The organism is Pseudogracilibacillus sp. SE30717A (assembly GCF_037071985.1).
GTDB lineage: Bacteria > Bacillota > Bacilli > Bacillales > Amphibacillaceae > Pseudogracilibacillus.
This window is the reverse complement of sequence record NZ_JAXHDF010000001.1, coordinates 445,594-470,944: the sequence shown is the minus strand read 5'-3', so window position 1 is coordinate 470,944 and position 25,351 is coordinate 445,594. Positions and strand designations below refer to the sequence as shown.

At 34.9% G+C, this 25,351-nt stretch carries 28 protein-coding genes, 1 tRNA gene, 1 other RNA gene and 2 other annotated features (1 of these 32 cut by a window edge); of the genes, 22 read left to right on the top strand and 8 right to left on the bottom strand.

Annotated elements, in window-relative coordinates; all coding sequences use genetic code 11:
- Positions 1-271 precede the first annotated feature (271 nt).
- The 14 genes from SPD48_RS02180 (at position 272) to SPD48_RS02115 (ending at position 10,922) form a co-directional block, all read left to right on the top strand.
- Entirely contained in the window at positions 272-532 is a 261-nt protein-coding gene (locus tag SPD48_RS02180; protein WP_336256411.1) for a metal-sensitive transcriptional regulator, read from the top strand.
- A 71-nt stretch (positions 533-603) separates the two neighbouring features.
- On the top strand, positions 604-831 hold the full coding sequence (locus tag SPD48_RS02175) for a sulfurtransferase TusA family protein (RefSeq protein ID WP_336256410.1): 228 nt from the start codon (positions 604-606) through the stop codon (positions 829-831).
- Positions 832-916: 85 nt separating this feature from the next.
- Positions 917-1,396, top strand: coding sequence for a DsrE/DsrF/DrsH-like family protein (locus SPD48_RS02170; protein ID WP_336256409.1), 480 nt, complete (start codon positions 917-919; stop codon positions 1,394-1,396).
- Positions 1,397-1,422: 26 nt separating this feature from the next.
- Positions 1,423-1,791 (top strand): rhodanese-like domain-containing protein, encoded by a 369-nt coding sequence (locus SPD48_RS02165; RefSeq protein WP_336256408.1) that lies wholly within the window; start codon positions 1,423-1,425, stop codon positions 1,789-1,791.
- A gap of 13 nt (positions 1,792-1,804) precedes the next feature.
- On the top strand, positions 1,805-2,095 hold the full coding sequence (locus SPD48_RS02160; RefSeq protein ID WP_336256407.1) for a rhodanese-like domain-containing protein: 291 nt from the start codon (positions 1,805-1,807) through the stop codon (positions 2,093-2,095).
- Between the two features lie 29 nt (positions 2,096-2,124).
- The gene (locus SPD48_RS02155) at positions 2,125-2,700 is read left to right on the top strand and encodes a sulfurtransferase TusA family protein (RefSeq protein WP_336256406.1); all 576 of its coding nucleotides are present in this window, start codon (positions 2,125-2,127) and stop codon (positions 2,698-2,700) included.
- A 99-nt stretch (positions 2,701-2,799) separates the two neighbouring features.
- Positions 2,800-3,912, top strand: a complete 1,113-nt coding sequence (locus SPD48_RS02150; RefSeq protein WP_442962096.1) for an MBL fold metallo-hydrolase — start codon at positions 2,800-2,802, stop codon at positions 3,910-3,912.
- A 46-nt stretch (positions 3,913-3,958) separates the two neighbouring features.
- The gene (locus SPD48_RS02145) at positions 3,959-4,186 is read left to right on the top strand and encodes a sulfurtransferase TusA family protein (protein ID WP_336256404.1); all 228 of its coding nucleotides are present in this window, start codon (positions 3,959-3,961) and stop codon (positions 4,184-4,186) included.
- 54 nt (positions 4,187-4,240) lie between these two features.
- Positions 4,241-5,020 carry a sulfite exporter TauE/SafE family protein gene (locus SPD48_RS02140; RefSeq protein ID WP_336256403.1) on the top strand — a complete coding sequence of 260 codons (780 nt, stop codon included), beginning with the start codon at positions 4,241-4,243 and terminating at the stop codon, positions 5,018-5,020.
- 722 nt (positions 5,021-5,742) lie between these two features.
- Positions 5,743-6,783 carry an alpha/beta fold hydrolase gene (locus SPD48_RS02135; RefSeq protein WP_336256402.1) on the top strand — a complete coding sequence of 347 codons (1,041 nt, stop codon included), beginning with the start codon at positions 5,743-5,745 and terminating at the stop codon, positions 6,781-6,783.
- On the top strand, positions 6,780-7,397 hold the full coding sequence (locus SPD48_RS02130) for a TetR/AcrR family transcriptional regulator (RefSeq protein WP_336256401.1): 618 nt from the start codon (positions 6,780-6,782) through the stop codon (positions 7,395-7,397). The genes SPD48_RS02135 and SPD48_RS02130 overlap by 4 nt, the downstream gene beginning before the upstream one ends.
- A gap of 78 nt (positions 7,398-7,475) precedes the next feature.
- Positions 7,476-8,270 carry a MerR family transcriptional regulator gene (locus SPD48_RS02125; protein WP_336256400.1) on the top strand — a complete coding sequence of 265 codons (795 nt, stop codon included), beginning with the start codon at positions 7,476-7,478 and terminating at the stop codon, positions 8,268-8,270.
- A 91-nt stretch (positions 8,271-8,361) separates the two neighbouring features.
- Positions 8,362-9,159 carry a CPBP family intramembrane glutamic endopeptidase gene (locus tag SPD48_RS02120; RefSeq protein ID WP_336256399.1) on the top strand — a complete coding sequence of 266 codons (798 nt, stop codon included), beginning with the start codon at positions 8,362-8,364 and terminating at the stop codon, positions 9,157-9,159.
- Positions 9,160-9,416: 257 nt separating this feature from the next.
- The gene (locus SPD48_RS02115; RefSeq protein ID WP_336256398.1) at positions 9,417-10,922 is read left to right on the top strand and encodes a malate:quinone oxidoreductase; all 1,506 of its coding nucleotides are present in this window, start codon (positions 9,417-9,419) and stop codon (positions 10,920-10,922) included.
- Between the two features lie 41 nt (positions 10,923-10,963).
- On the opposite strand, the gene SPD48_RS02110 is transcribed toward SPD48_RS02115, so the two are convergent.
- Positions 10,964-11,173: a hypothetical protein gene (locus SPD48_RS02110; protein WP_336256397.1), complete on the bottom strand. Its 210-nt coding sequence runs from the start codon at positions 11,171-11,173 to the stop codon at positions 10,964-10,966.
- A 578-nt stretch (positions 11,174-11,751) separates the two neighbouring features.
- Here SPD48_RS02110 and SPD48_RS02105 point away from each other — a divergent pair.
- From SPD48_RS02105 to SPD48_RS02095, 3 genes are read left to right on the top strand one after another with little or no spacing between them, the layout of a single operon-like run.
- A complete protein-coding gene (locus tag SPD48_RS02105; protein WP_336256396.1) occupies positions 11,752-12,249 on the top strand; it encodes a MarR family winged helix-turn-helix transcriptional regulator in 498 nt (165 codons plus the stop codon).
- Entirely contained in the window at positions 12,230-13,585 is a 1,356-nt protein-coding gene (locus tag SPD48_RS02100; protein WP_336256395.1) for a serine hydrolase domain-containing protein, read from the top strand. Before SPD48_RS02105 ends, SPD48_RS02100 begins: the two co-directional genes overlap by 20 nt.
- A gap of 28 nt (positions 13,586-13,613) precedes the next feature.
- The gene (locus SPD48_RS02095) at positions 13,614-13,778 is read left to right on the top strand and encodes a GNAT family N-acetyltransferase (protein WP_336256394.1); all 165 of its coding nucleotides are present in this window, start codon (positions 13,614-13,616) and stop codon (positions 13,776-13,778) included.
- Between the two features lie 472 nt (positions 13,779-14,250).
- Here the strand turns inward: SPD48_RS02095 and SPD48_RS02090 are convergent, their stop codons facing one another.
- Positions 14,251-15,303 carry an NAD(P)/FAD-dependent oxidoreductase gene (locus tag SPD48_RS02090; RefSeq protein WP_336256393.1) on the bottom strand — a complete coding sequence of 351 codons (1,053 nt, stop codon included), beginning with the start codon at positions 15,301-15,303 and terminating at the stop codon, positions 14,251-14,253.
- 140 nt (positions 15,304-15,443) lie between these two features.
- Between SPD48_RS02090 and SPD48_RS02085 the strand changes: the two genes are divergently transcribed.
- From SPD48_RS02085 to SPD48_RS02070, 4 genes are all read left to right on the top strand, one after another.
- Positions 15,444-16,289 (top strand): ABC transporter ATP-binding protein, encoded by an 846-nt coding sequence (locus SPD48_RS02085; RefSeq protein ID WP_336256392.1) that lies wholly within the window; start codon positions 15,444-15,446, stop codon positions 16,287-16,289.
- Positions 16,240-17,157 (top strand): iron-hydroxamate ABC transporter substrate-binding protein, encoded by a 918-nt coding sequence (locus SPD48_RS02080; protein ID WP_336256391.1) that lies wholly within the window; start codon positions 16,240-16,242, stop codon positions 17,155-17,157. The genes SPD48_RS02085 and SPD48_RS02080 overlap by 50 nt, the downstream gene beginning before the upstream one ends.
- 430 nt (positions 17,158-17,587) lie before the next feature.
- Positions 17,588-18,601, top strand: coding sequence for a FecCD family ABC transporter permease (locus SPD48_RS02075; protein ID WP_336256390.1), 1,014 nt, complete (start codon positions 17,588-17,590; stop codon positions 18,599-18,601).
- Entirely contained in the window at positions 18,598-19,605 is a 1,008-nt protein-coding gene (locus SPD48_RS02070; protein WP_336256389.1) for a FecCD family ABC transporter permease, read from the top strand. Before SPD48_RS02075 ends, SPD48_RS02070 begins: the two co-directional genes overlap by 4 nt.
- Positions 19,606-19,726: 121 nt before the next feature.
- On the opposite strand, the gene ffs is transcribed toward SPD48_RS02070, so the two are convergent.
- Both ffs and tadA read right to left on the bottom strand, forming a co-directional pair.
- Positions 19,727-19,993: signal recognition particle sRNA large type (gene ffs / locus SPD48_RS02065), an RNA gene on the bottom strand.
- A 69-nt stretch (positions 19,994-20,062) separates the two neighbouring features.
- On the bottom strand, positions 20,063-20,524 hold the full coding sequence (tadA, locus tag SPD48_RS02060) for a tRNA adenosine(34) deaminase TadA (protein WP_336256388.1): 462 nt from the start codon (positions 20,522-20,524) through the stop codon (positions 20,063-20,065).
- 89 nt (positions 20,525-20,613) lie between these two features.
- Between tadA and SPD48_RS02055 the strand changes: the two genes are divergently transcribed.
- Positions 20,614-21,906, top strand: a complete 1,293-nt coding sequence (locus SPD48_RS02055) for a glycoside hydrolase family 18 protein (protein ID WP_336256387.1) — start codon at positions 20,614-20,616, stop codon at positions 21,904-21,906.
- A 99-nt stretch (positions 21,907-22,005) separates the two neighbouring features.
- Here the strand turns inward: SPD48_RS02055 and SPD48_RS02050 are convergent, their stop codons facing one another.
- The 4 genes from SPD48_RS02050 to serS form a co-directional block, all read right to left on the bottom strand.
- Positions 22,006-22,299 (bottom strand): TIGR04104 family putative zinc finger protein, encoded by a 294-nt coding sequence (locus SPD48_RS02050; protein ID WP_336256386.1) that lies wholly within the window; start codon positions 22,297-22,299, stop codon positions 22,006-22,008.
- 24 nt (positions 22,300-22,323) lie between these two features.
- Positions 22,324-23,136 carry a pyrroline-5-carboxylate reductase gene (proC, locus tag SPD48_RS02045; protein ID WP_336256385.1) on the bottom strand — a complete coding sequence of 271 codons (813 nt, stop codon included), beginning with the start codon at positions 23,134-23,136 and terminating at the stop codon, positions 22,324-22,326.
- Positions 23,137-23,197: 61 nt separating this feature from the next.
- Positions 23,198-23,412, bottom strand: a binding site (T-box leader).
- Between the two features lie 173 nt (positions 23,413-23,585).
- A tRNA-Ser gene (locus tag SPD48_RS02040) sits at positions 23,586-23,678 on the bottom strand.
- Positions 23,679-23,856: 178 nt separating this feature from the next.
- Entirely contained in the window at positions 23,857-25,128 is a 1,272-nt protein-coding gene (gene serS / locus SPD48_RS02035; RefSeq protein WP_336256384.1) for a serine--tRNA ligase, read from the bottom strand.
- 78 nt (positions 25,129-25,206) lie between these two features.
- Positions 25,207-25,351 (bottom strand) — a binding site (T-box leader); it runs 65 nt beyond the window's last position.

Genomic DNA, 25,351 nt, shown 5'->3' with positions numbered 1-25,351 from the left:
TTAAATTATTCATTTATAAATAGTATATACCAAAGTTATGTATGTTTTCATTCTCTAGAATAGAAAATTATAAATTCTCTATTTAATATACGCACTTCTTTAACATTTATCTGTTACCTAACATTGCTCCCCCAATTTATAATTACTATATCCTTGAAAAAAGAATCCTTCCTGTTGACAATATACCCCTACCCGTATATGATGGATATATCGAATCACAAAACTGTTCCTAAATGTTTTGTTGAAATAAGAAAGAATTGGAGGGGTCGAAATGGAATATGATATACAGACGAAAAATCGCCTAAAGCGGATTGAAGGCCAAATCAGAGGCATTTTACGAATGATGGATGAGGATAAAGATTGTAAAGATATTATTACTCAACTGTCTGCGAGCAGAACTGCAATCGACCGTACCATCGGTGTCTTAGTAAGTACTAATTTGATCGAATGTGTGAGACAAGCCGAAGAAAATGGCGAAAGCAGCGATGAATTAGTGAAAGAAGCTGTGAATATGCTCGTTAAAAGCAGATAATAAAAGGGGAATCCCTTTTTTTACAATTTATAATACCCCTACCGGTACATGTAAATAAGGAGGAACTTCAAATGAAAATAGCAAAAATAGTAGATGCGAAAAGGTTAGCGTGTCCAATGCCAATCGTTCGAACAAAAAAGGCAATTGAAGAAATTAAGAGTGGTGAGTTATTGGAAGTCCATACAACAGATAAAGGATCTAAAAGTGATATAACTGCTTGGGCGGAATCTGGTGGTCATAATTTACTTGAAAGCAAGGAAGTAGATGGGGTATTTATTTTTCGCATTATAAAAGGTTAATTTTTTTAAATTCCAATATACCCATACACGTATATGTATTTTATTAAAGAATATCACCTAATGCTATAAGAGGAGGATTTTATAGATGGCTGAAAAAAAGAAAACAACAATTGTTCTGTTTAGTGGGGAATACGATAAAGCAATGGCTGCGTATATCATCGCAAACGGGGCAGCTGCTTATGATCATGAAGTGACGATTTTTCATACATTTTGGGGATTGAATGCTTTACGAAAGGATCAGCATGTCCCTGTGAAAAAGAACTTTTTAGAGAAAGTATTTGGAAAAATGATGCCACGCGGTGCAGATAAAATGGGGCTCTCTAAAATGAATTTTGCTGGGATGGGTCCAAAAATGATTAAGCAGGTGATGAAGAAGCATAATGCGATGACTCTTCCACAGCTAATAGAGATGGCACAGGAACTCGATGTAAAATTAACTGCTTGCACGATGACAATGGATTTGCTTGGTTTACAGAAAGAAGAATTGCTGGATGGAATCGAATACGCGGGAGTTGCTGCATATATCGGTGATGCTGAAAATGGCAGTATCGATCTGTTCATTTAAACTTTATTCATACATGGGAGGATTCAATGGATTTTTTACGGATTGATACGATTATTGCAGTTTTAGTAGTTTTGTTCATACTTTCCCGTTTTCTCCCGGTAAAAGGGGTGAAGCAGATTAAAATTGCAGAACTTAAAGAACTATTGAAGGATAAAGATCTGCAATTTATTGATGTGCGTACAGAAGGTGAGTTTGGATACTATCATATTCCAGGTTTTATAAATATTCCGCTTCATCAGCTATCCAATAAGGCGAATCAGTTAAATAAGGAAAAAGAAGTAGTTGTTATTTGTCAAAGCGGAATGAGAAGTAAAAAAGCGAGCAAAGTATTAAAGAAAATGGGTTTTATAAAAATTACAGATGTAAAAAGCGGAGTGAGCAATTGGAATAGATAAGGAGAGAGGAAAAATGAAGGAATATACAACGAATCAAGTACAGGAAAAACTAAATGAAGACGTAAAATTGATTGACGTACGGGAAGCAGATGAAGTAGCGCAAGGAATTATTCCCGGAGCGCTCCATATTCCACTCGGTCTATTGGAAGCGCGAATGCATGAATTAGATAAAAAGGAAACGTATATTATGGTCTGCCGTTCTGGCGGTCGAAGTGGCCGGGCAGCAGAACTTCTTGAAAGTCATGGGTTTACTGCTATTAACATGGCTGGCGGTATGCTCGATTGGAAAGGACCGGTTGAATAATTTAAGGAATTTATATAGGAGGGTTTTTTATGAAAGAAATAGCTTCTAATTATGTATTAGATGCAAAAGGGCTAGCTTGTCCAATGCCGATTGTAAAAACGAAAAAAGCAATTCAAAACTTGGAAGCTGGTGAAGTTATTGAAGTTCAGGCAACAGATAAGGGGTCAAAAGCGGATTTGCAAGCTTGGGCTACTAGTGCAGGACACGACTATTTAGGTACTGTAGAAAATGGCGATGTGTTGAAGCATTATTTACGTAAAGCGAGTGGAGAAGAAAAATTGGAAAAGAAACATCCTCATGTGATTAGTAACGACGAATTAGCCGAAAAGCTTTCTTCTCATGAGGAATTGATCGTGTTAGATGTGAGGGAACAAGCGGAGTACATTTTTAGTCACATTCCGAAAGCAAAATCGATTCCGTTTGGTGAATTAGATAATCGATTAAATGAATTAAATGCTGAGAGTCCAATTTATGTTGTTTGTCGAACTGGAAATCGAAGTGATCTAGCAGCACAAAAACTTACGGAAAAGGGATTTAAAAATGTAGTGAACGTCGTACCTGGAATGATTAATTGGAAAGGTAAAACTGAAAAATCAGTAGATTAGTATAAGAAAAAGGTTAGAGGTAACAAAACATGTTAATTAATATATATTTTTAAAACGAATTATATACTACAGGAGGTATTTAAATTGTCTTTAAGAAAAATGACTTCACATGAAGTGACACAAAAAATTATCAATCAAGAAAATCTATTTATTTTAGATGTTCGAAATGAAAGTGACTTTAATGATTGGAAAATTGAAGGCACCAACTTTACTCACTTAAATGTACCTTATTTTGAGTTATTAGATGGTGTAGAAAGCATTTTAGATAAACTTCCAGAAGATAAAGATATTTTAGTTGTATGTGCCAAAGAAGGTTCCTCTATCATGATTGCAGAGATGATTTCCGAAAAAGGATTAGATGTAGCTTACCTAACTGGCGGAATGAAGGCATGGAGTGAACACTTAGAACCAGTTAAAGTTGGAAACTTAAAAGATGGTGGGGAAGTTTATCAATTTGTCCGAATTGGGAAAGGTTGTCTATCTTATATGGTCGTTTCAAATGGAGAAGCTGCAATTATTGACCCAACTAGAATGACATCTGTCTTTACTGAATTTGCTAGAGACATTGGTGCAACGATTACACATGTATTTGACACCCATTTACATGCCGATCATATATCAGGTGGTCGAGTGATTGCAGAGAAAACAGGTGCAACATACTGGTTACCTCCAAAAGATGCAACAGAAGTAACCTTTGAATATAAACCGTTAGAGAGTGATACAACAGTCAGAATTGGAAATACGACCATAACGATTCAAGCTTTATATTCACCTGGTCATACAATCGGCTCTACCTCTCTGATCGTAGATGACAGCTATTTATTTACAGGGGATATTCTATTCATTGATTCAATAGGAAGACCTGATTTGGCCGGAAAAGCAGAAGATTGGGTAGCCGATTTAAGAGATAGTCTTTACAAACGGTATAAAGAACTATCAGAGGAACTAATTGTTCTTCCAGCCCATTTTATGATTATTGATGAATTAAATGAAGACGGTAGTGTTTCTGAGAAGTTAGGTACTCTTTTTGAACAAAACCATGGATTAAACATTAAAGAAGAAGCAGCATTTCGAAAATTAGTAACGGAGAACTTACCACCACAACCTAATTCCTATCAAGAGATCCGTGAAACAAATATGGGTAAGATCAGCCCAGATGAAGAAAAACAACGTGAAATGGAAATTGGTCCTAACCGTTGTGCTGTTAGATAACACAATGTTATTTCTTTAATAAAAAGGGAAAAGGAGAATGTATGTAATGAACGTAGTAAAAATAGTGGATGCAAAAGGACTTGCTTGTCCGATGCCGATTGTAAGAACAAAGAAAGCGATCAATGAGTTAGCTAAAGGAGAAGTATTAGAAGTTCATGCAACTGATAAAGGTTCAAAAAGTGACCTGTTAGCATGGACAAAATCTGGTGGTCATGAATTATTAAAAGATAAAGAAGAAGACGGTGTTTTCAAATTTTGGATAAAAAAAGGATAAAAAAATAATGAGGGAGCCAAGATGGTTCCCTTTTTTAATAAAGGAGGAAAACAAATGGATTTACTATTTATCCTCACCATTTTCTTAATTGGATTTATCGGTTCATTTATCTCCGGTATGGTTGGGATTGGTGGATCGATTATAAAATATCCACTCCTACTTTATATCCCGCCGCTACTCGGCTTAGCAGCGTTTACCGCTCATGAAGTTTCTGGGATAAGTGCAGTCCAAGTTTTCTTTGCAACTATTGGAGGTGTATGGGCTTATCGGAAAGGTGGCTATTTGAATAAAACGCTAATCACCTTTATGGGGGTAAGTATATTAATTGGAAGTTTTATTGGCAGTTATGGTTCTAGAATGATGACTGGGGATCTTATCAATCTTGTTTATGGAATATTGGCTCTCTTAGCCGCAGTAATGATGTTTTTACCGAAGAAAGGAAGAGACGATATCCCGCCTGATCAAGTGACATTTAATAAATGGTTGGCTGCGTGTTTCGCCTTCGTAGTTGGAGTCGGAGCAGGAATTGTTGGGGCAGCCGGGGCATTTCTGTTAGTTCCAATTATGCTCGTTATTTTAAAATTACCAACACGTGTAACCATAGCTTCTTCTCTAGCGATTACCTTCATTTCTTCTATTGGAGCAACCGTTGGTAAAATTACAACAGGACAGGTGGAATTCTTTCCTGCGCTAGTTATGGTGGTTGCTAGTCTAATAGCATCTCCCTTAGGAGCAAAGGCTGGACAAAAAGTAAATACAAAGCTTCTACAATGGATTCTAGCGATATTAATTGGTGCAACTGCGGTGAAAATCTGGGCGGATATTTTACTTTAGGGTAAAAACTTCTAACATCTCTTGATGGAATAAATTTTGGGCAGCTTAATTTAATTCTAACAAGATAAAAGTGTATAAATAAAATTGAAACTTGGAAATAAGTAAAACCAAAGGACGAACGAACATGCAGCCCCACGAGTCAAGAGACTAAAGCGAATCAGGTAAGGAGAGCTCTAGAAGCTCTAGGCCTTTCTTGTTAAAAGCGAAGTATATTTCCGAAGCTTTCCTAAAACTAGCATCGTTCGTCCTCTTCTTCAATAAATACTTTTATCCCGTCATTTTTATACTAATCTTATATCTGACTAGTCTATTGCCGCAAGTTCCCCACGGCTGTAGTCTCGTTTTTTTGTTCTTCTTTAGCCTTTTCTGCAGCGGCTCGTTCTGCTGCTTTCTTTTCGGCTCTTCTTTTTCAGCTTTTTCCTTCTCAAGAACTGCTGTTTCAATGTCTTTCTGTAATGATTTTATATCCTTTTTAACAGGCTCAAACAATGCGAGTAAGTAATTTTAGCAGGACTATTATACCACGTGCCGTGTTTTATCCCTAGATTTTATTTCATATAAACTATTAGTTTTAATTACTCTTTACCTTTTACATGAATTTTTAGATTTTTTTGTAATTACCCATTGCATTCGAATGAATTTCTGTCTATAATTCATAACTAACGAACGTTAGTTTATATTACGAAAATAATCACCCACTATTATAAAGAGGAGTGAACCTTATGCTTAAAAAAATCATTGGTGGCTCTATTTCACCTTATAAAGATAAGCAAGGAAATCTAAACTCAACAGCCGTATCTGCCTTGAAAAAGCTAACCCTTGGTGGTATAGATCAATGGATAACAGTAAGAGGTAATAATGAGGAACTGCCTATTTTACTTTTCCTTCATGGGGGACCTGGAAGTTCTCAAACAGGCGTACAACAAAAATACAACACAGTATTAGAAAAACATTATCTTGTAGTAAATTGGGATCAACGTGGATCCGGAAAATCCTATTCGCCGAACATTCCAACTGAAAGTATGAACATTAACCAGCTATTACAAGATGCTTATGAACTAGTTCTATATTTATTAAAGAGATTTAAGAAAAACAAAGTCTTTCTTATGGGTCACTCAACTGGAGCGGCATTAGGACTACTTTTTGCACAAAAATACCCTCATTTGCTTTATGCCTATGTAGGTATTAACCAACCAATCCATAGGGAAAAAGAAGAAAAAAGATCCTATAACTTTACCATACAGATGGCCCAAAATAAGAATAATCAAAAAGCTATAAATCAACTTAATAATATTGGCTTTCCTGAAAGCGGAGTTTACCGTAAAATGGATCATATGGTTGTTCAGCGAAAATGGCTTACTAAATTTAATGGGGTAACATTTAAGAAAAACGCATTCCTTATTAATATAAATTGCATACTTAGCTCCCATTTAAATATTAAAGAAAAACTAACCTTTATGAAGGGATTTGGATTTTCAGCAACGCATCTTTGGAATGAACTAACTAGCTTAAATTTCTTTACATTAGTTCCAAAGATAAAAGTACCAATATTTTTTATCACTGGGAAGCATGACAGAATTGTCTTTACGGACCTAATAGAAGAATATTTTCATTTTATCAAAGCAGAGGAAAAACATTTAATTATTTTTAAAGAGTCGGGTCATTTAGCCTGTTTTGAAGAGCCTTACAAGTTCAATCAATTAATGATTAATCAGGTTCTTCCAATATATTCAATACGAAAGGAGAATAAAGACATCAAATGACAAACAACATTCCAACTAAGGAAAAAATCTTAGAGGTTGCAATCGATTTATTTTCCAAAGAAGGATATAATGGCGTATCGATTAGAGAGATTACTAGGGAAGTTGGTATAAAGGAAAGTTCACTTTATAATCATTTTAAAAATAAGGAAGAAATTCTTACAACGATTTTTGAGCTTTTTCAATATGAATTTTCAAAGACACTCCCATCTATAGAAATGCTTGATCAAATTTTAACTCAATCAAGCCTAGAAGATTTTTTTAACCAAGGGTTTAAAAACTTTAAAGTCCACATAGATAACCCTATAAATGAGAAACTTTGGCGCATCTTATATATGGAACATTTTAGACAATCATTTGTTAGGGATATATTTCTATATGACATTATTCAAAAGACACTCGATTTTCTTGAGTTGGTATTTGAAAAGTTAATCTCCCAAGGTAAAGTTAAACCGCTAAAACCAGCACTTCTTGCGGCAGAATACCAGTATCCAATATTCTCTATGTTGACCGAATATAATATACTTCGTTTCGATCGTAAAGAAACGAGTGAGATTGAAAATAAAATGAAAGAACATATTGCTTTTTTTCTAAACACAGTAAAGGTTGAAGATTGATAATAAACGATCGCTTTCTACAAATTTAATTCTTTTTTTAAATCAATTATTTCTTTACCATTCTAAGGGGGAGAAACTATGTACTCCATTGGTCAAGTTGCTAATTTTTTAGGTGTTTCAAGAGATACGTTGAAATATTACGAGGAAAAAGAATTAGTCAAACCTAAGCGAGATGATGTAAATGGGTATCGAAAATATAATCAATTTGATATCCATGATGTTATAACGACTAATTTTTATCGAGAACTTGATATCGAAATTAAGAAGATTCAAGACATAAGACAAAATAAGAGTCTGTCCGAATTAGAATATGTATTAGAAGAAAAAGAAGATAAAATCCTTGAAGAAATTAAATATAAGAAACTTCTTTTAAAGAAAATAAAATCTGTGCAAGAGAACTGTACTAAAATTAAAGAACATTTGGGAAAGTTTACGATTAAAGAGATGAAGCCATTAGAGGTTAAAGGAGAAATAACGGATTACACTGCTTACAATGAATATGAAGTTATAAGAAAAAACACAGAAAATATAAAGAAAGCTGTTACTTTAACTGAAGCAAGACGTGTTATTTATTTTGATGATAAAGGCATTAAAAAAGATAATTTTATCATTGTAAAAAATATAGAAGATACTGAAAAAACCCCCGAAGGTAAAGTCCTCTCCTACCCAAAGTGTTTGTATACTGTCATTGAAAATGGAAGAGCGGTTCATGACGGTAAAAATATGGATCAAGATGTAGGAGAAAGGCTTTTAATGTTTGCACGGAAAAATGGGTATGAATTAGCAGGTATTGCTTATATAAATATATTATTGACAACGTATAACGAAGGTCTTGAACGTGTATTTTTAGAAATGTATTCTCCAATAAACTAAATAGGTATTGAGCTGAGGGTAACCCACAGGTTTAAAATAAATCTTGAATGAATTGTTTTAATTTCTATGTTTTATTTTAAAGGAGTCGCTTATGAAAAAGAAAAAGTTATTAAACCGACCATTTACAACCTTTGTTATCCTAAGCTATTTGATTTTTTTTATATTTTTTATAGCAATTGGTTTAGCTATGCTAATTGGCCTACCAGAAAGCATCACCAGTATGTTACAAATCATTTCTGCTTGGTCATCAACAATAGCCTTTATTTTTATATTTAATCAAATTTATCCGAATTTAACATTGAAGCGTTTTATAAAAAAACAATTTTCTACGAGAATTAAATTTTCTGTTCTTAGCACCATAATCATCATACAAATGATCATCGTCGCTTTAACTATTTTTCTTGTTCCTCATACAAACGATACACAAACTTTTTCCTTGTCATTTACAAGTGTTGGATTTTTGATCATTGCCTTCTTCGATAACTTAGTAAGAGGGCCTTTAGGGGAAGAGTTAGGTTGGAGAGGGTTTGCTTTAAATGAACTTCAAAAAAAGTATTCTCCTTTGAAATCGTCTCTCATAATTGGTGTTTTATGGGGGTTTTGGCACACTCCACTTTGGTTTGCCTCAGGTTATACTGGAGTTAATTTAATTAAGTACATGGTGTTTTTTATGATTGGAATTTTATCTTTTTCTGTTATCATTACATTTTTCTACAACCTGAATAAGAACCTAGTTATTCCAATTATTGCTCATCAACTATTTAATTTTTCTCTTGTAATCATTCAAGGAGATTTGCTTGATATTTTGGCCTATGTCATGCTGTTTTATTGTGGTGTCGCAAGCTTAATCATTGTCATTAATCCATATAAAGTTCTTTACAATGGTTAACATTTAAATAAAGTATAAGAAAAATTGTTCTTATCTTACAGTTAATTCTCCTACTCATCCATCTTTTGTATAACTTTTAATTATTACATACTATTAATAAATAATATAGTCTAACTCGTCCTCTATTAAACTATTCTTTTATATAAATGTTATAATTGGTATGGAAAAGATGTGTGATTACATTGTGCTCTAGCTTTTAAAATTATTAGCAGAGCGTTACATCCTTTCTTTAAAATTAAGGTGTAAGGAAGGTTAAAATGAGCAGCAGACAAACTAAAACAGATGTTATCTTGATAGGTGCTGGAGTTATGAGTGCTACTTTAGGCACACTCATAAAAGAATTAGCACCTGACTGGAAAATTACAGTGTTTGAAAAGCTCGAAAAAGCAGGAGAGGAAAGCTCTCATGAATTAAATAATGCTGGAACTGGACATGCGGCTCTGTGTGAACTTAACTACACAACCGAAAAGCCAGATGGCTCTATTGATATTAGTAAAGCGATCAATGTAAATGAACAGTTTCAGGTATCTATGCAGTTTTGGTCGTATTTAGTAAATAGTAACCTAATTCAGAATCCTGAAGAATTTATTATGCCATTACCTCATATGAGCATGGTACAGGGTGAAGATAATATTGAATTTTTAAAGAAACGTTTTGAAGCAATGACAAGCAATCCATTGTTTCAAGGTATGGAATTTTCCAAAGATCCTGAGAAATTAATGGAATGGATCCCACTTATTATGAATGATCGTGATTCAAATGAACCGATCGCAGCTACCAAGATTGATACTGGGACAGATGTTAATTTTGGCGCATTAACTCGCATGTTATTCGAACACTTGGAAAAAGAAGATGTGGAGATTAATTACAATCATCACGTCGAAGATCTTAAACAGACAAGTGATGGTACATGGGAGTTAAAAGTGCGTAATGAACAGGCTGGTAAATTAGAATATATCACTTCCAAATTCGTCTTTATTGGGGGCGGGGGCGGTAGCCTGCATTTACTGCAAAAAACAGGCATTCCAGAAAGCAAACATATTGGTGGATTCCCTGTTAGCGGGATTTTTATGGTGTGTAATAATCCTGAAATAATTGAACAGCATCATGCAAAAGTATATGGAAAGGCGAAGGTGGGAGCACCACCGATGTCTGTTCCGCACTTGGATACACGGTATATTGATAATAAAAAGTCATTATTATTCGGACCGTTTGCTGGATTTTCGCCAAAGTTTTTAAAAACAGGCTCCATGTTTGATCTCATTACTTCAGTCAAGCCGAATAATGTTTTAACAATGCTTTCAGCAGGCGCAAAAGAAATGGCACTGACAAAATACTTGATCCAACAATTAATGTTGTCAAAAGAACAACGACTTGAAGAATTACGTGATTTTATCCCAGATGCTAAGCTTGAGGATTGGGACTTTATCGTTGCCGGCCAACGTGTTCAGGTAATCAAAGATACGCCGGATAAAGGAAAAGGAACACTTCAGTTCGGTACTGAGGTAATTAGTTCTACTGACGGTTCAATCGCTGCACTGCTCGGTGCTTCTCCGGGGGCTTCGACTGCGGTATCGATTATGCTTGAGATCTTAAACCGTTGCTTCCCAGAACAAATGAAAGAATGGGAGCCAAAAATCAAAGAAATGATCCCTTCTTATGGTAAATTATTAATGGAAAATCCGGAGTTATTACGTCAAGTTCACGCGTCAACGGCAGAAGCACTTCACTTACATGATCATTTACAATTAAAAACTAGTTAACCAAAAGGAAGCATAAAATTATGCTTCCTTTTCCTATCATGTTAATCTTTCTCATGTTTGTCCTTTAACGAAGCCACGGCTCCCGCCTCTTCTTTAGGCCGTTCAAATCCCTTATCAATTTGACCAGCATTTTCTATATTACCTGAAGTTCGGTAACCAGCAATCTCTTCATTGGAAGTTGTTCCATAAATCCCCATTCCTCCAAGTTCAACATTTATATCTTCGTTACTATTTTTTTTATTTTTATCCATGAATTACACCTCCCAATCGGTAATATAACCAACTTAGAGAGAAATTATTTCCCAAAAGGACCACATTCAATGACTGCTACTTGATTGACATAGAATACCATCTGATTGAGTTGCAATTACCATACTTATTTCAAACTTCTTCATATTTTAGAATTTTAATAAAATGAACGTGTAAAAGAGTGCTGTACTGTTTTAGAGTAAAAGGTTGTGTAGGATACAGATCATTTAAAATGTACAAGAAGTCTCGATTGTTTTCACTATGCAATTGGAGAGAGCATGAAACATAGCAATCAAACGAAAAAATAGTTGCTGAAAAACCGTAAAAAGAAATTTCTAGATAGGTAAGCAGTAAATGGAGTAATCAATCTTCCGCTTGGGCGCACTTCTAAATTAAGAAGGCGTTCTTTTCGAATTTTGAACAAAAAACTCTATGAAATACTAATTTTTAAGAACTGTTATGATCATTGACTTTGGGTGGAACAGCAAAAAAAATAAAATTATATAATTAGTTAACCTTGACATATATTAAAGTTAACTTTATTATCAAGTTAACTTTAATATAAAGGTGGTATTAGTATATGGAAAAAAATGATGAGGATAAATTATTTGAACTTGTTACTGAAATAAATGAAATGCATTATACAATGAATAAAATTATCATAAAAGAATATCAATCTTTACTTGATGATGATCTTTCTAATAATCAAACAATTCTAATGGATATTGTTAAAGATTACGAAAAAATTTCTATTGGGGAAATTGCACGACTAATGAAAATAACATCGAGTGCTGTTGGACAGATTGTTAATAAACTAGAAGATGAAAATTATTTAATGAGGACGATTAATCCAAAAAATAGACGCGAAATACTTGTGCAACTATTAGATAAAGGAACCCGATATTTTGAAAAGGAAGAAAAAATAAATCGTGAAATTATTAATCGTTTTTACTCGCAAATGGAATTGAGTGAAATGGAAGAACTCAAAAGAATTCTCACAAAGCTAAGTAAGATTGTAGAAAAAAAATGTACAAAACAAGATCGGGAGGAAACGAATCATGACCAACACAAGAGTTAAATTAGAAAGATTATTCAATGATATTAAGGAAAGAGAATTGTTAAATGGTACGGTTCTCGTCGCTAAAAAAGGCGAGATTTTATACGAAGTAGCTTTTGGTGATGCTGATCTATCAACAAATCGTCCATTAACATCACAATCTGTTTTCAACCTTGCATCTGTTTCAAAGCCAATTACAGCAACCGCAATATTGTTACTTGTTCAGGAAGGTAAGCTAAATCTAGATGATTTTGTGCAAAAATGGATACCTAATCTTCCTTATGAAGGCATTACGATTAGACATTTACTTAATCATACGAGCGGACTCCCTGATTATTTAGATCTATTTGAGTTGAACTGGGATAAAAAGAAAATCGCTGATAATGATGACCTAATCAAGTATTTAATCAAATTCAAACCTGAGCGTCTCTTTGCACCAAATGAGCGTGTTGAATATAGCAATACTGGCTATATTTTACTTGCACTCATTGTCGAGCGTGTAACCGATATGAATTTTGCCGATTTTTTACAAGAGAATATTTTTAAACCAATTAATATGACTCGTACTCAAGCTATTGGCGTTAGAAAAGAAAATATCGAAATTGATGATTATGCATACGGTTATGTCTACGACGTATATGCAGGTGACTATATTTTGGCAGATGATTTTGAGGAGTCAAAAATGGTTACCTATTTAGATGGAATACTTGGTGATGGTGGCATTCAATCAACTATTGGGGATCTCTATCTTTATGAGCGTGCTCTAAGCACAGGTAATTTAATCAACGATGAATTACTAAAAGAAGCTTATAAACCAGCGGTGACAGAAACTGAAACACCATTTAAATATGGTTTTGGTTGGATTTTGGAGGATGATGAGGAAAAAGGGCAAATAATTTGGCATAGTGGTGGTTGGCCAGGTTATGCTACAAGTCTTAGACGCTTCGTTGACCATGATATTGTCGTCATCACACTAAGAAATAAAGAGCAAGATTTCGATTTTGAACAACAAGTCTTACATGCAATTGAGCAAGCTGCTTTCAATGAGCCTTATGAACTTGCGGAGGAAAAACCTCCTTTAGAACGTGCCCAAGTTATTCCAGTAGATGTTTTAAATCGTCTTGTCGGTGATTATGCACTAACAGAACATCCTGATTTAATCATTCATGTTTCATTAGAAAACAACAGACTTTTTATCGAGATGCCTGCTACAATGAAACTCGAATTACACGCTAAAACAGAGAAAAAATTCTTCTTAAGAGGATTATCAATAGATGTTCATTTTACAACAGAAGACGGTAAGGAATTAGTAAAGATTATTGATGGTACCGATGTACAAACAGCAGAGCGTCAGTAATTAACTGAGGATAAATGGGGTTTTAAACATGCAGATTACAACGGAACGACTACTTATTCGGCAGTTCAAGCAAGAAGATTTTCCCTTCGTTTATGCGTATGTGTCAGATGAGGAAACGATGCACTATCTACATTCACTGAGGACGATTTTACAATCTGAATATAATGACACAAAAGTAAAAAAAGACGGTTGATGTACATGCCAGTATAAAAGAATGCTCCCCTTTACGTAGACAGATTTTTATTAATTAATCTGTCTACGTAAAGGGGAGCATATTAATTTTTATAAGGTTCTTTTTTATTTTTGGAAAAATATAGGCTTGTTGAAAATGAAAACATAGCATTTAGTCAACGATAAATATCTACTGGAGCGATAGCGAAAGGAACTTCAATTGGCCGCACCCGAACCCTCTTGAAGGTAACACCTTTGTTCTTTCAAAAATAGTAAATGGATCTTTTTTAAAAATTATTCTTTTAAAAAAGAGGAATATCTAAATAAAATGTCGAAGTATGTAACTAGATCCAAAAAAAAATATAATTAAACTGCTAATGACAAACTTCTCATGAATAACAAAAACGTTAAAAACTAATGGTTAATAAATTAAATTCATCACACGAAAAATCCTTCTCTTTAGAAAGGAAGGCATACTCGAACTATTTTAGTATTTATTGGTTAATTATCTTGTCGATTAATTCTTTATTACGTTTCTTGAATAGATCGTTGTGTGAAGAAACCATTCCAACTTTTTCAGCATCAGGATCAATAAATTGCTTTGCCTTATTTACCGCATTAGCAGCATCTTGAAAGGCCCCTGCAATTAAATTTAATTTACCTTCATGCATTAAAATATCCCCTGCAGCATATAATCCGGGTACAGAAGATTCGCTATTAACATTTCCTGCAATGAAGTAATTATCAGCAATTTCAATTTCTACATTACTATTTTCAAGTAAGGAAGTATCTCGTTCATATCCATGATTTACAATGACTTCATCAACAGGTAAATACGTTACAGCCCCTGTCTCATGATTAGTTAATTCTACTTTTTCAATTATCTGATGATCTTTATTAGCAATTAGTTTAGTAATCGTTGTGTGAAAAAAACAAACAACCGAACTATTTTTAATTTGCATGGCTTGTGATTCATGACATGAAAAATTGTTTTTACGACAAGTAATAAAAACGTGCTTTGCGATTGATTCTAGCTCATTCGCCCAGTCTATAGCTGAATTACCTCCTCCCGAAATTACTACTGTTTTATCTTTAAAATGACTTAAAGATTTAACCGTGTAATTCAAGTTCGATACTTCAAATCTCTCCGCACCCTCAATTGCTAATTTCTGAGGCTTCAGTATACCACTGCCAACAGCAACAATTACTGTTTTAGAATAATGTTTTTGACCAGAAGCAGCTTGTAGGACAAATATTCCTTCTCGATTACGAGTAATGGATTCTATTTTCTCGTTTAATGTAACTTCAGGACTAAACGTTAATCCTTGTTTTACAAGTTGTTCCATTAATTTAATTCCTGGTAACGGTGTCAATCCCCCAACATCCCAAATCATTTTCTCAGGATACACATGAATCTTTCCGCCAAGTTCCGACTGATATTCAATTATCTTTGTTTTCAATCCTCGTAAGCCACTGTAAAACGAAGAATATAATCCTGCCGGTCCTCCTCCAATAATTGTTACATCAAACAAATTATCTCTTTCCACAACGATCTGCTCCTTTTCCGCTCATCTATTATCTATTAAATTGCCTCTTGACTTTCATAATTTATGTGTTTATGATTATGATTATACTGAAATTGATAATCATTATCAATTAAAATCAAAAACTTATTGGGGGTTTCAAGATGGTTCGACTTCATACAAACGAGTTAAACATTGGTTATGGAGAGTCTTTAATTGTAAAAGATCTTAATATAGATATTCCTAATAAGAAAATTACTACAATTCTTGGTTCAAATGGATGTGGTAAATCGACCTTATTAAAAGCACTAACACGTATTATTCCCCATTCTTCTGGCTCAATTGTTTTGGATGGAAAAAATATATCCAAAGAAAATACAAAGCGACTAGCTCAAAAAATGGCTATTCTCCCACAAACGCCTGAAAGTGCTAGTGGGTTAACAGTAGGGGAGCTCGTGTCCTATGGACGTTTTCCTTATCAAAAGGGATTTGGTAAATTAACAAAACGAGACTACGAAGTTATTGATTGGGCGTTGGAAGTAACGGGAACCATAGAGTTTAAATTTCGTTTAGTAGATGCATTATCAGGTGGTCAGCGCCAACGTGTTTGGATTGCAATGGCACTAGCACAAGAAACGGAGATTATTTTTTTAGACGAACCGACAACATACTTAGATATGGCACACCAGCTTGAAGTATTAGAACTTTTAAAAAGGTTGAACAAGGAACAGGATCGAACAATTGTCATGGTTTTACACGATTTGAATCAAGCTGCTCGCTTTGCCGACTATATCATTGCATTAAAACAAGGTGAAGTTGTTAAGAAAGGAACTTGTTTTGAAGTAATAAATCAAGATGTTTTACGAAAGGTGTTTCAAATAGATGCAGTGATCGGCAAAGATCCACGAACGAATAAACCAATATGTATCACATATGATTTAATCAAAGGAGAAAAAGAGAATGAAAAAATTACTGCTATCCATTCTGCTACTATTGCTAATTACAGTTAGTGCTTGTAGTAATAATGATAATGAAAAAGAGAGCAACTCTACTGATAAAGCTGATGAAACAATTACATATGAGTCGGAAGATGGTCCAGTAGAAGTACCGGCAAATCCCCAACGTATTGTCGTACTTTCAACATATGCAGGGGACGTATTAAAGCTAGGTGGAAATATTGTTGGGGCGGATTCATGGTCAATTGAAAATCCAAATTTTTCTGAAGGTCTTGCTGATGCAGAGGAAGTATCCGATGAAAGCTTAGAAAAAATAATTGAACTTGATCCAGACTTAATTATCGGATTATCAACGATTAAAAATGTAGATAAATTAAAAGAAATTGCTCCAACCGTTACTTTTACATACGGTAAGGTTGACTACTTAAACCAACATATCGAAATTGGAAAACTTTTAAATAAAGAAAAAGAGGCTACCGAATGGGTGAACGACTTTGAACAACGTGCGGAGAAACTAGGAGAAGAAATAAAAGCTAAAATTGGTGAAGATGCGACTGTTTCTGTTATTGAGGACTATGATAAGCAATTATATGTATTCGGTAATAATTGGGGACGTGGAACAGAAATTTTATATCAAGCGATGGAATTGAAAATGCCGGAGAAAGTGAAAGAAATGGCATTAAAAGATGGCTATTATGCTCTCTCATTAGAGGTACTTCCAGAATATGCAGGTGATTATATGATTTTAAGTCGTAACAATGGTTCTGATCCATCATACTTAGAATCAGATACATATAAAAATATTCCTGCTGTACAAAATGGTCATGTATTTGAAGTAGAGCAACGTTCCTTTTACTTTAATGATGCGACCACTTTAGAATTTCAATTAGATTTCTTTGAAGAGAAATTTCTACAAGACTAAGATATGGAGGTTGGGACAAAACAAAATAGTAGATATGAAACACGAACAATATTTCAAGTTAGCGAAAGAAATATACGGAGACTCCTGCCAGAAGAAAAGCCTCGATAAGACACTAAAAAGGCGACAAATATCGAAAGATTACAGACTAAAACCGCCCTTTGCGGGCAACGTCTGCATACCCCTTGCCGGGGCAGGAGGCTTATCAGCGAGCAGCGGTAAAGGAGACACTGTGAAAGCAAGCGATAGTGCGGCTTGAACAGGTGTTTTTGATGGGACGAACCTTGTGCAGTCCCAGATGTCGCTCTTATGCCAGTGGTGAAAGCAGAATATATTTCTGTAGCGACTATTATAAACGTATTCATTCGTGTTTCAATAACTCTTTCTAGCTTATGTTCCAACCTCTCTATTTTAATAAGGATAGATGAACTTTATGTCAAAAAAAAATATTTCTGCTAATAGATCATTTACTTATAAAATAGTAGGTGCGATAAGTTTATTATTTATTATGTTTTTTGTTGCTATACTTTTCGGTGCTGCCAATACAACAATAAAAGATGTATGGGTAGCAATGACAACAAATCATTCGAGTGAAGCTGTTTCTATTATTCGTGATATTCGTCTTCCACGGGAAATTTCAGCTGTTTTTGTCGGAGCTGCTTTAGCAGTTTCCGGAGCGGTTATGCAAGGGATCACAAGAAATCCTTTAGCTGATCCCGGTTTACTCGGTTTAACAGCAGGCGCTAATGCAATGTTAGCGATAACGATTGTATTTTTTCCAACTGTAAATTATTTTGGAACGATGATAGCTTGCTTCGTCGGTGCTTTGGTGGGAACGGGTATGGTATTTAGTATTGGTGCAGTAAGAAAGGGAGGACTTTCTCCATTTAAAATTGTTCTTGCTGGTGCAGCAGTCTCCGCGTTTTTGTATGCTATTGAGCAAGGGGTAGGGATTTATTTTAAAGTGTCAAAAGATGTTTCAATGTGGACGGCTGGAGGTTTAATCGGCACGACATGGATGCAAGTTAAAACAATTATTCCTTTTATTTTGCTTGGGATTTTAATTGCTATAATGCTTTCTAGACAATTAACGATACTTAGCTTAAATGAAGAAGTTGCTATTGGGTTAGGACAAAAATTAACAGTGATTAAACCAGCCCTATTTATTGTAGTAATTCTATTGGCTGGTACAGCTGTAGCGTTAGTTGGAAATATTGCTTTTATTGGGTTGATGATTCCTCATATTGCGCGTTCATTCGTAGGAACAGATTATCGTTACATCATCCCAATGTCTGCCATTATAGGTGCCATTTTCATGCTATTTGCTGATACGATTGCAAGGACGATTAATGCACCCTATGAGACACCAATTATCGCTGTAGTTGCTATATCAGGGTTACCTTTTTTCCTTTTAATTATTAAAAAAGGAGGAAGGGCATTCACATGATTTCTACATCATTTATTAAAAAACAACGTATTATCATTTTAGTACTTTGTCTGTTGATTATTAGTACAGTGTTTATTAGTACCGGTATCGGTTATTCTGCTTTATCTTATGATCGAATTATCCCAACCCTTCTAGGAAATGGGAGTTTTAAAGAAGAGTTTGTACTTTTTTCTGTTCGTTTACCGAGAATTATTATTACGTTATTAGCTGGCATGGCACTAGCTTTGTCTGGATCGATATTACAAAGTATTACGCGTAATGATTTAGCTGATCCCGGCATTATTGGTATCAATTCGGGAGCCGGTGTAGCTATTGCTATTTTCTTTCTCTTTTTTCCAATCGATGTCGGTACATTTACATATTTACTTCCGATTGTTGCTTTTTTAGGAGCCTTTATTACAATTGTTTTCATTTATCTTTTTTCATTCGACAAACATATAGGACTTCAACCAATTCGGTTAATCTTGGTTGGGGTGGGATTCTCAATGGCGTTATCAGGTTTGATGGTCGTTTTAATTTCTTCATCTGAACGAGAAAAAGTTGACTTTATTGCAAAATGGCTCGCGGGAAATATATGGGGAACTGATTGGCCGTTTATTTGGTCCATACTCCCTTGGCTTATTATCCTAATACCTTTCTCTTTATACCGAGCAAATCGCTTAAATATTTTAGGACTGAGTGAACCTGTGTCAATCGGACTTGGAATGTCTATTAAAAAAGAACGTATCGTCCTTCTTACAACTGCTGTTGCATTAGCAGCCTCTGCCGTTTCAGTAACTGGTGGTATTGCTTTCGTTGGTTTAATGGCACCCCATTTAGCAAAAGCATTGGTTGGGCCAAGAAATCAATTATTTATGCCAGTTGCCATTTTAATTGGTGGTTGGCTTTTATTAGTGGCAGATACAATTGGAAGGAACTTAGTTGATCCAGATGGACTTCCTGCTGGTATTATGGTTGCATTAATAGGTGCACCGTATTTTATCTATTTATTACTTAAAAAGTAGAAGCACATACAAGAGTGGAGCATTTGCCAAGCTTCCAGCAAATGCTCTGGTTTCAACTTTAGTCCAAATTAAAAACCTCTTGTCAATAACACTGACAAGAGGTTATGTTTTATATGTAATACCGTGCACCCATTATCGATACGACGTCCCTATGCGTTACTTAAGTTCATGGCTCGGCCTAGGCTACCCCACGGCACACAAGAATGACCACTTACTGCTGCTTCCTTCCGGATCTGACAGGGTTCATGGGTTCCTGTTGCGCGGGACCTAAACGTCAACACCAATCCCTTAAGGCAGGCCATAAAAACGCCGCACCTAAAATGGGAATTCAGTCTTGCTATAGCGGATTGCAAGTTATAGGGCACCGCTACCTCCCCACCTAGCACGGTACTCTCCATTATACATTTTTATTATTTAATTTGCAATAAGAACTGATTCATTGTAAAAAATTACATATTTACTGTTTTCTTTTCTGACGTAACTCACGGAAAAAATCTGTTAAAAGCGCGCTACATTCTTCTTCAAGAATGCCAGATGTAACTTCTACCTGATGATTAAATCTTTCCTCTTGAAGTAAGTTCATCAATGTTCCAGCGCAACCCGCTTTCGGATCATTTGCCCCATATACTACTCGTTTTATTCTAGATTGAACGATAGCACCCGCACACATTGGGCATGGCTCTAACGTAATATAAAGAGTACAGTCTTCCAATCTCCAGCTGCCAATTACTTCATTCGCTTGCTGAATAGCTATCAACTCCGCATGAGAGAGGGTTGATTGAGTTTTCTCCCGTACATTATGTCCTGAAGCAATGATCGTATCATCACATACAATTACTGCTCCAATTGGTACTTCACCAAGTTGTTTAGCTTTATGTGCTTCACTTATAGCGCTTTCCATATATTTTTTATCATTCACGATTTATCACTTCTTACATAAATATAGTATATTCTTTATCTTAATTTCATAGGTTGTAATTAGCATTCATATAGAAAGGAGGAAGAAAATTGCAAATACACGTTGTAGCCCGTGGGGATACCTTATTTACAATTGCAAATACATATAACACATCCATTTTTTCTATTACTGAAGCGAATGAACTGGAAACACCAAATTTAGTTGTTGGGCAAGCGCTCGTCATTCCAATTATCGGTCAGTATTACTTTGTTAAACAAGGAGATACGTTATTCTCGATTGCACGCCGGTTTAATATCTCCAGAGAAGAACTTGCACGAATAAATAATATTCAGCTTAATGCAGTCCTCCCTGTAGGTTTAAGACTCTATATTCCTCCGAGACCAAAGCCTACGATTACTAGTTTCGGTTATGCAGAACCAATTGGGAATACGGTCTCTCCAGTATTGGAAAACGCTGTCGAAAAAAATACACCTTTTTTAACATACTTGGCTCCATTTAGTTACCGAGTTAACCGTGATGGAAGCTTAACAGCACCACCGCTTGATCGATTTCGAGAAATAGCAGAAAATAATCGAACGTATCTTTCTTTTGTCGTAACAAATTTAGAAGGAGATTCTTTCAGTTCTGAATTAGCCCATATTATTTTAACCGTTCAAGCCGTGCAAAATAGATTAATCGATGAAATTATTAATACTGCTACGGCAGGCGGTTTCCAAGATGTCCATTTTGATTTTGAATTTATTCCCCAAGATGATCGTGAAGCATATAATGAATTTTTAAGAAAAATAAAACCTCGATTAGAACAAGCTGGATTATTATTATCAGCCGCGCTTGCGCCGAAAACAAGTGCAACACAACAAGGATTACTTTATGAAGCTCATGACTATAGAGTACACGGAGAAATTGATAATTTCGTTGTTTTAATGACGTATGAGTGGGGTTATAGTGCAGGACCTCCACTTCCTGTTTCTCCAATCAATGAAGTGGAACGAGTTCTAAACTATGCTATAACTGAAATTCCTCCCAATAAAATATTAATGGGACAAAATTTATACGGATATGATTGGACGTTACCTTTTGTTAGAGGAGAGAGTTTTGCGCGTGCAGTAAGTCCTCAACAAGCTATCCGGATCGCACGTGAAAATAATGCTGCTATTCAGTATGACGAAACAGCACAAGCACCTTTCTTTACCTATTATGACAACCAACGTCGAGAACATATTGTTTGGTTTGAAGATGCAAGATCTATTCAGGCTAAGTTTGATTTAATTAAGCGGTTAGATCTACTTGGTATTGCATATTGGAAGTTAGGTCTTTCTTTTCCGCAAAACTGGTTGCTGCTTAACGACAATTTTATTATTACAAAAAAAAGAGAATCATAAAAAAATTAAATTCATCAAACCATTACACTTCTCATTTTGTTATTTGCTTGAAAATCGTTGGAAAGATACCGTTCTCTACATCCAACGATTTTCATGTTTCTAGAACAATGGTTCTTCTTCTTTCGTTAGCCTTAAATTAACCGGATAGGTTAATAAGTATACGATGAGCGCGACCATTCCAAAAATAGTTCTCCATAAAAACAGAATATCCATGAATGGGAAAATGAATAACATAATAATCGAAATGGAGAGTGAAAAAAGAATATCTCTTAAACGAAACTTTCGGGCATAATTTTTCTCCTTACAATAAGGGCATGTTAAAAACAATAAATTTTTAACAGATTCTCCATAATGCCAATCCATTTGACAATGTGCACATTTCGGTAAAGACAAGTCCTTCACCTCCACTGTAGATTATTAATCTTCTCCTAATTCAACGGATCGTTTTGTCGCATTTTTAACACAATTTACTACTGCTTCTTGAAATTGATATTCTGACAATGTCTGAATGCCTGCTGCAGTAGTTCCGTTTGGACTCGTAACATTCTCTCTTAATACATTTACAGGATCTTTTGCCTGTTTTAACATTTCACCAGCACCAATAATTGTCTGAGTAATTAATTGTTTCGTCGTATTTTCGTCTAATCCTTCTTCATGAGCCGCCTTCTCCATTGCTTCAACTAAATAATATACATATGCTGGGCCACTTCCGGAAATTCCAGTTACGATGTGCATTTTATCTTCATCCACTACTGAAACAGTGCCTATTGCTTTAAAGAGCCTTTCTGCTATTAATAAATGAGCGTCCGTTGCATACTTTCCTTTTGTTATTGCAGTGGCCGAATAACCAACGGCAGCCGATGTATTTGGCATGGAACGAATGACAGCTACCTCTTTTCCTAATCGATCAGTAATAAAATCAGTTGATATTCCAGCAACGACGGAAATTACTAAATGATGCGGTTGAATAAATTCTCTCGTATCCAGTATAGCATTTTCCATATCATATGGTTTGGTCGCAAATATAACGACATCTGAATCTTGAATTACTTCTTCTTTGTTTGTATTACCAACTATATTATATTTAGCCTTTAATTCCTCAAGTCTTGCTTCATTTTCTTTATTGGCCACATAAATGTATTCACTTTTTACTACTTTTTTATTAACCATTCCTTCGATGATTGCTTCAGCCATAGAACCGGCACCGATGAAGGCAATTTTTTGAATCATTCTTTTAACTCCTTTTTCGTGCTTCATATTTTTCCATTAAAAAAACCTCATTTCATCCTATAATAAGGACGGAAAATGAAGTTAAATCCGCGGTACCACCTAATTTGACATCGTAAATGCCCACTTTATCGTTTTAACGCAACATGCGGTTAGTTTTTTTAACCAACGACTCCTAGTTAGGTTCAATTACGTCTTATCCAATGGAATCTTTCAGCCGATGAATTCCACTCTCTTTTGGCAAGGAACACAATTTACTCGTCTATTCATAGTCTTCATATATTCAATTATATTAGTTAAATATTATGTTGTTCTAGCCTTTTTGTCAACTGTTAAATACAGTTATTTTTATAATATACCATGTAAATGAATATATATACCTAATTGCTGTTTCAAATTAAAAAACAGCATCTAGGAAATAATCCAGGATACTGTTATAACTTTTATATGAATGGAGGAGGAAGAGGGATTCGAACCCCCGCGGGCTTTGACACCCCTGTCGGTTTTCAAGACCGATCCCTTCAGCCAGACTTGGGTATTCCTCCACTAGCAACATTTTATAATATACATGATTTTTTTCATGTTGTCAATATTTTTCTATTAATTTTTTTAAAAAATCCTGATGTGATATTTCATTAGAAACATTCGAACGTAATCAAAGTCTTTTTTATCTTTAAATCAGTTCGAATGTTTCGTTAGTGAAAGACCTTTCTTAATTTAACATTATTTAATAATGTCTTTCCCACCCATATATGGACGAAGCACTTCTGGAATGACAACTGACCCATCTTCTTGCTGGTAATTTTCAATAATTGCTGTTACCGTTCTGCCAATCGCAAGTCCTGATCCGTTTAATGTATGGACATATTCTAATTTTCCTTCATTATTTCGATAACGGATCCCAGCACGTCTTGCTTGGAAATCTTCAAAATTTGAACATGAAGAGATTTCACGATATGTTTCTTGTGCGGGTATCCATACTTCAATATCATACTTTTTAGCTGCAGTAAATCCTAAATCTCCTGTACACATACTCATTACTCGATAAGGTAATTCAAGCAATTGTAGTACCTTTTCAGCTTGATTGGTTAACACCTCTAAAGCATCATAAGAATCTTCAGGTTTTACAAAATTAACAAGTTCAACCTTATTAAATTGATGTTGTCTTATAAGTCCTCTCGTATCACGTCCGGCAGATCCAGCCTCTGAACGGAAATTAGCACTATAGGCAACGTATTTTTTTGGTAACTCATCTTCTTTTAAAATTTCATCACGATGATAGTTCGTGACAGGAACTTCAGCAGTTGGAATTAAGAAATAATCCCATTCTTCTATTAAAAAAGCATCATCTTCAAATTTTGGTAATTGACCAGTCCCTGTTAAACTTTTTCGATTTACTAAGTAAGGGGGGATCATTTCTACATAGTCATGTTCATCTGCATGTAAATCCATCATGAAACTCATAAGAGCTCTTTCTAACCGAGCACCTAATCCTTTATAAAAAACAAAACGGCTTCCAGTTACTTTTGCAGCCCGTTCAAAGTCAACAATCTCTAAATTAGTTGCAATATCCCAATGAGGCTGGACTTCAAAGTCGAAAGAAGGTTTTTCTCCCCAAGTTCTCACTTCTACATTATCTTCTTCATCTTCTCCAACTGGCACACTTTCATGTGGAATATTAGGTATTGATAACATGACATGTTCCAGTTTATTATCAACTTCTTCTAATTCAGTATCTAAATTCTTTATTTTCTTTCCAACTTCTTGCATTTCCTGAATTAATGAAGAAGCATCCTTCTTTTCTCTTTTCATAATAGAGATTTGCTTAGATGTTTCGTTTCTTTTTGCTTTTAATTCTTCTACTTCCATAATAATAACACGTCGGCGCTGATCTAATTGTACAAAATTATCTAATTCCGATAAATCTTCTCCGCGATGTGTTAATTTTTCTTTCACTTCTTCAAAATTATTTCTTAATAATTTACGATCTAACATACTAATGCTCCTTCCTAAGAAATTTTACAATTGTATGGTATTTTAACCATAAAACAAAAAACTCCCATCCCTAATAAAATCAGGGACGAGAGTTTTTCCCGCGTTGCCACCCAAATTGAAGATAATTATCTTATCTCCCAGCTTTATTGTTGGTAACGGAACAAGCCGAATTTATTTATCATAAATTTGTTCAAGGATGGATTCCTAACCGCTTTTTATCGAT

Bases quoted from the DNA above. Each gene is read 5' to 3' on its own strand.
- SPD48_RS02180 (WP_336256411.1), top strand. From the start codon at position 272: ATGGAATATGATATACAGACGAAAAATCGCCTAAAGCGGATTGAAGGC.
- SPD48_RS02175 (WP_336256410.1), top strand. From the start codon at position 604: ATGAAAATAGCAAAAATAGTAGATGCGAAAAGGTTAGCGTGTCCAATG.
- SPD48_RS02170 (WP_336256409.1), top strand. From the start codon at position 917: ATGGCTGAAAAAAAGAAAACAACAATTGTTCTGTTTAGTGGGGAATAC.
- SPD48_RS02165 (WP_336256408.1), top strand. From the start codon at position 1,423: ATGGATTTTTTACGGATTGATACGATTATTGCAGTTTTAGTAGTTTTG.
- SPD48_RS02160 (WP_336256407.1), top strand. From the start codon at position 1,805: ATGAAGGAATATACAACGAATCAAGTACAGGAAAAACTAAATGAAGAC.
- SPD48_RS02155 (WP_336256406.1), top strand. From the start codon at position 2,125: ATGAAAGAAATAGCTTCTAATTATGTATTAGATGCAAAAGGGCTAGCT.
- SPD48_RS02150 (WP_442962096.1), top strand. From the start codon at position 2,800: ATGACTTCACATGAAGTGACACAAAAAATTATCAATCAAGAAAATCTA.
- SPD48_RS02145 (WP_336256404.1), top strand. From the start codon at position 3,959: ATGAACGTAGTAAAAATAGTGGATGCAAAAGGACTTGCTTGTCCGATG.
- SPD48_RS02140 (WP_336256403.1), top strand. From the start codon at position 4,241: ATGGATTTACTATTTATCCTCACCATTTTCTTAATTGGATTTATCGGT.
- SPD48_RS02135 (WP_336256402.1), top strand. From the start codon at position 5,743: ATGCTTAAAAAAATCATTGGTGGCTCTATTTCACCTTATAAAGATAAG.
- SPD48_RS02130 (WP_336256401.1), top strand. From the start codon at position 6,780: ATGACAAACAACATTCCAACTAAGGAAAAAATCTTAGAGGTTGCAATC.
- SPD48_RS02125 (WP_336256400.1), top strand. From the start codon at position 7,476: ATGTACTCCATTGGTCAAGTTGCTAATTTTTTAGGTGTTTCAAGAGAT.
- SPD48_RS02120 (WP_336256399.1), top strand. From the start codon at position 8,362: ATGAAAAAGAAAAAGTTATTAAACCGACCATTTACAACCTTTGTTATC.
- SPD48_RS02115 (WP_336256398.1), top strand. From the start codon at position 9,417: ATGAGCAGCAGACAAACTAAAACAGATGTTATCTTGATAGGTGCTGGA.
- SPD48_RS02110 (WP_336256397.1), bottom strand. From the start codon at position 11,173: ATGGATAAAAATAAAAAAAATAGTAACGAAGATATAAATGTTGAACTT.
- SPD48_RS02105 (WP_336256396.1), top strand. From the start codon at position 11,752: ATGGAAAAAAATGATGAGGATAAATTATTTGAACTTGTTACTGAAATA.
- SPD48_RS02100 (WP_336256395.1), top strand. From the start codon at position 12,230: ATGACCAACACAAGAGTTAAATTAGAAAGATTATTCAATGATATTAAG.
- SPD48_RS02095 (WP_336256394.1), top strand. From the start codon at position 13,614: ATGCAGATTACAACGGAACGACTACTTATTCGGCAGTTCAAGCAAGAA.
- SPD48_RS02085 (WP_336256392.1), top strand. From the start codon at position 15,444: ATGGTTCGACTTCATACAAACGAGTTAAACATTGGTTATGGAGAGTCT.
- SPD48_RS02080 (WP_336256391.1), top strand. From the start codon at position 16,240: ATGAAAAAATTACTGCTATCCATTCTGCTACTATTGCTAATTACAGTT.
- SPD48_RS02075 (WP_336256390.1), top strand. From the start codon at position 17,588: ATGTCAAAAAAAAATATTTCTGCTAATAGATCATTTACTTATAAAATA.
- SPD48_RS02070 (WP_336256389.1), top strand. From the start codon at position 18,598: ATGATTTCTACATCATTTATTAAAAAACAACGTATTATCATTTTAGTA.
- proC (WP_336256385.1), bottom strand. From the start codon at position 23,136: ATGATTCAAAAAATTGCCTTCATCGGTGCCGGTTCTATGGCTGAAGCA.
- serS (WP_336256384.1), bottom strand. From the start codon at position 25,128: ATGTTAGATCGTAAATTATTAAGAAATAATTTTGAAGAAGTGAAAGAA.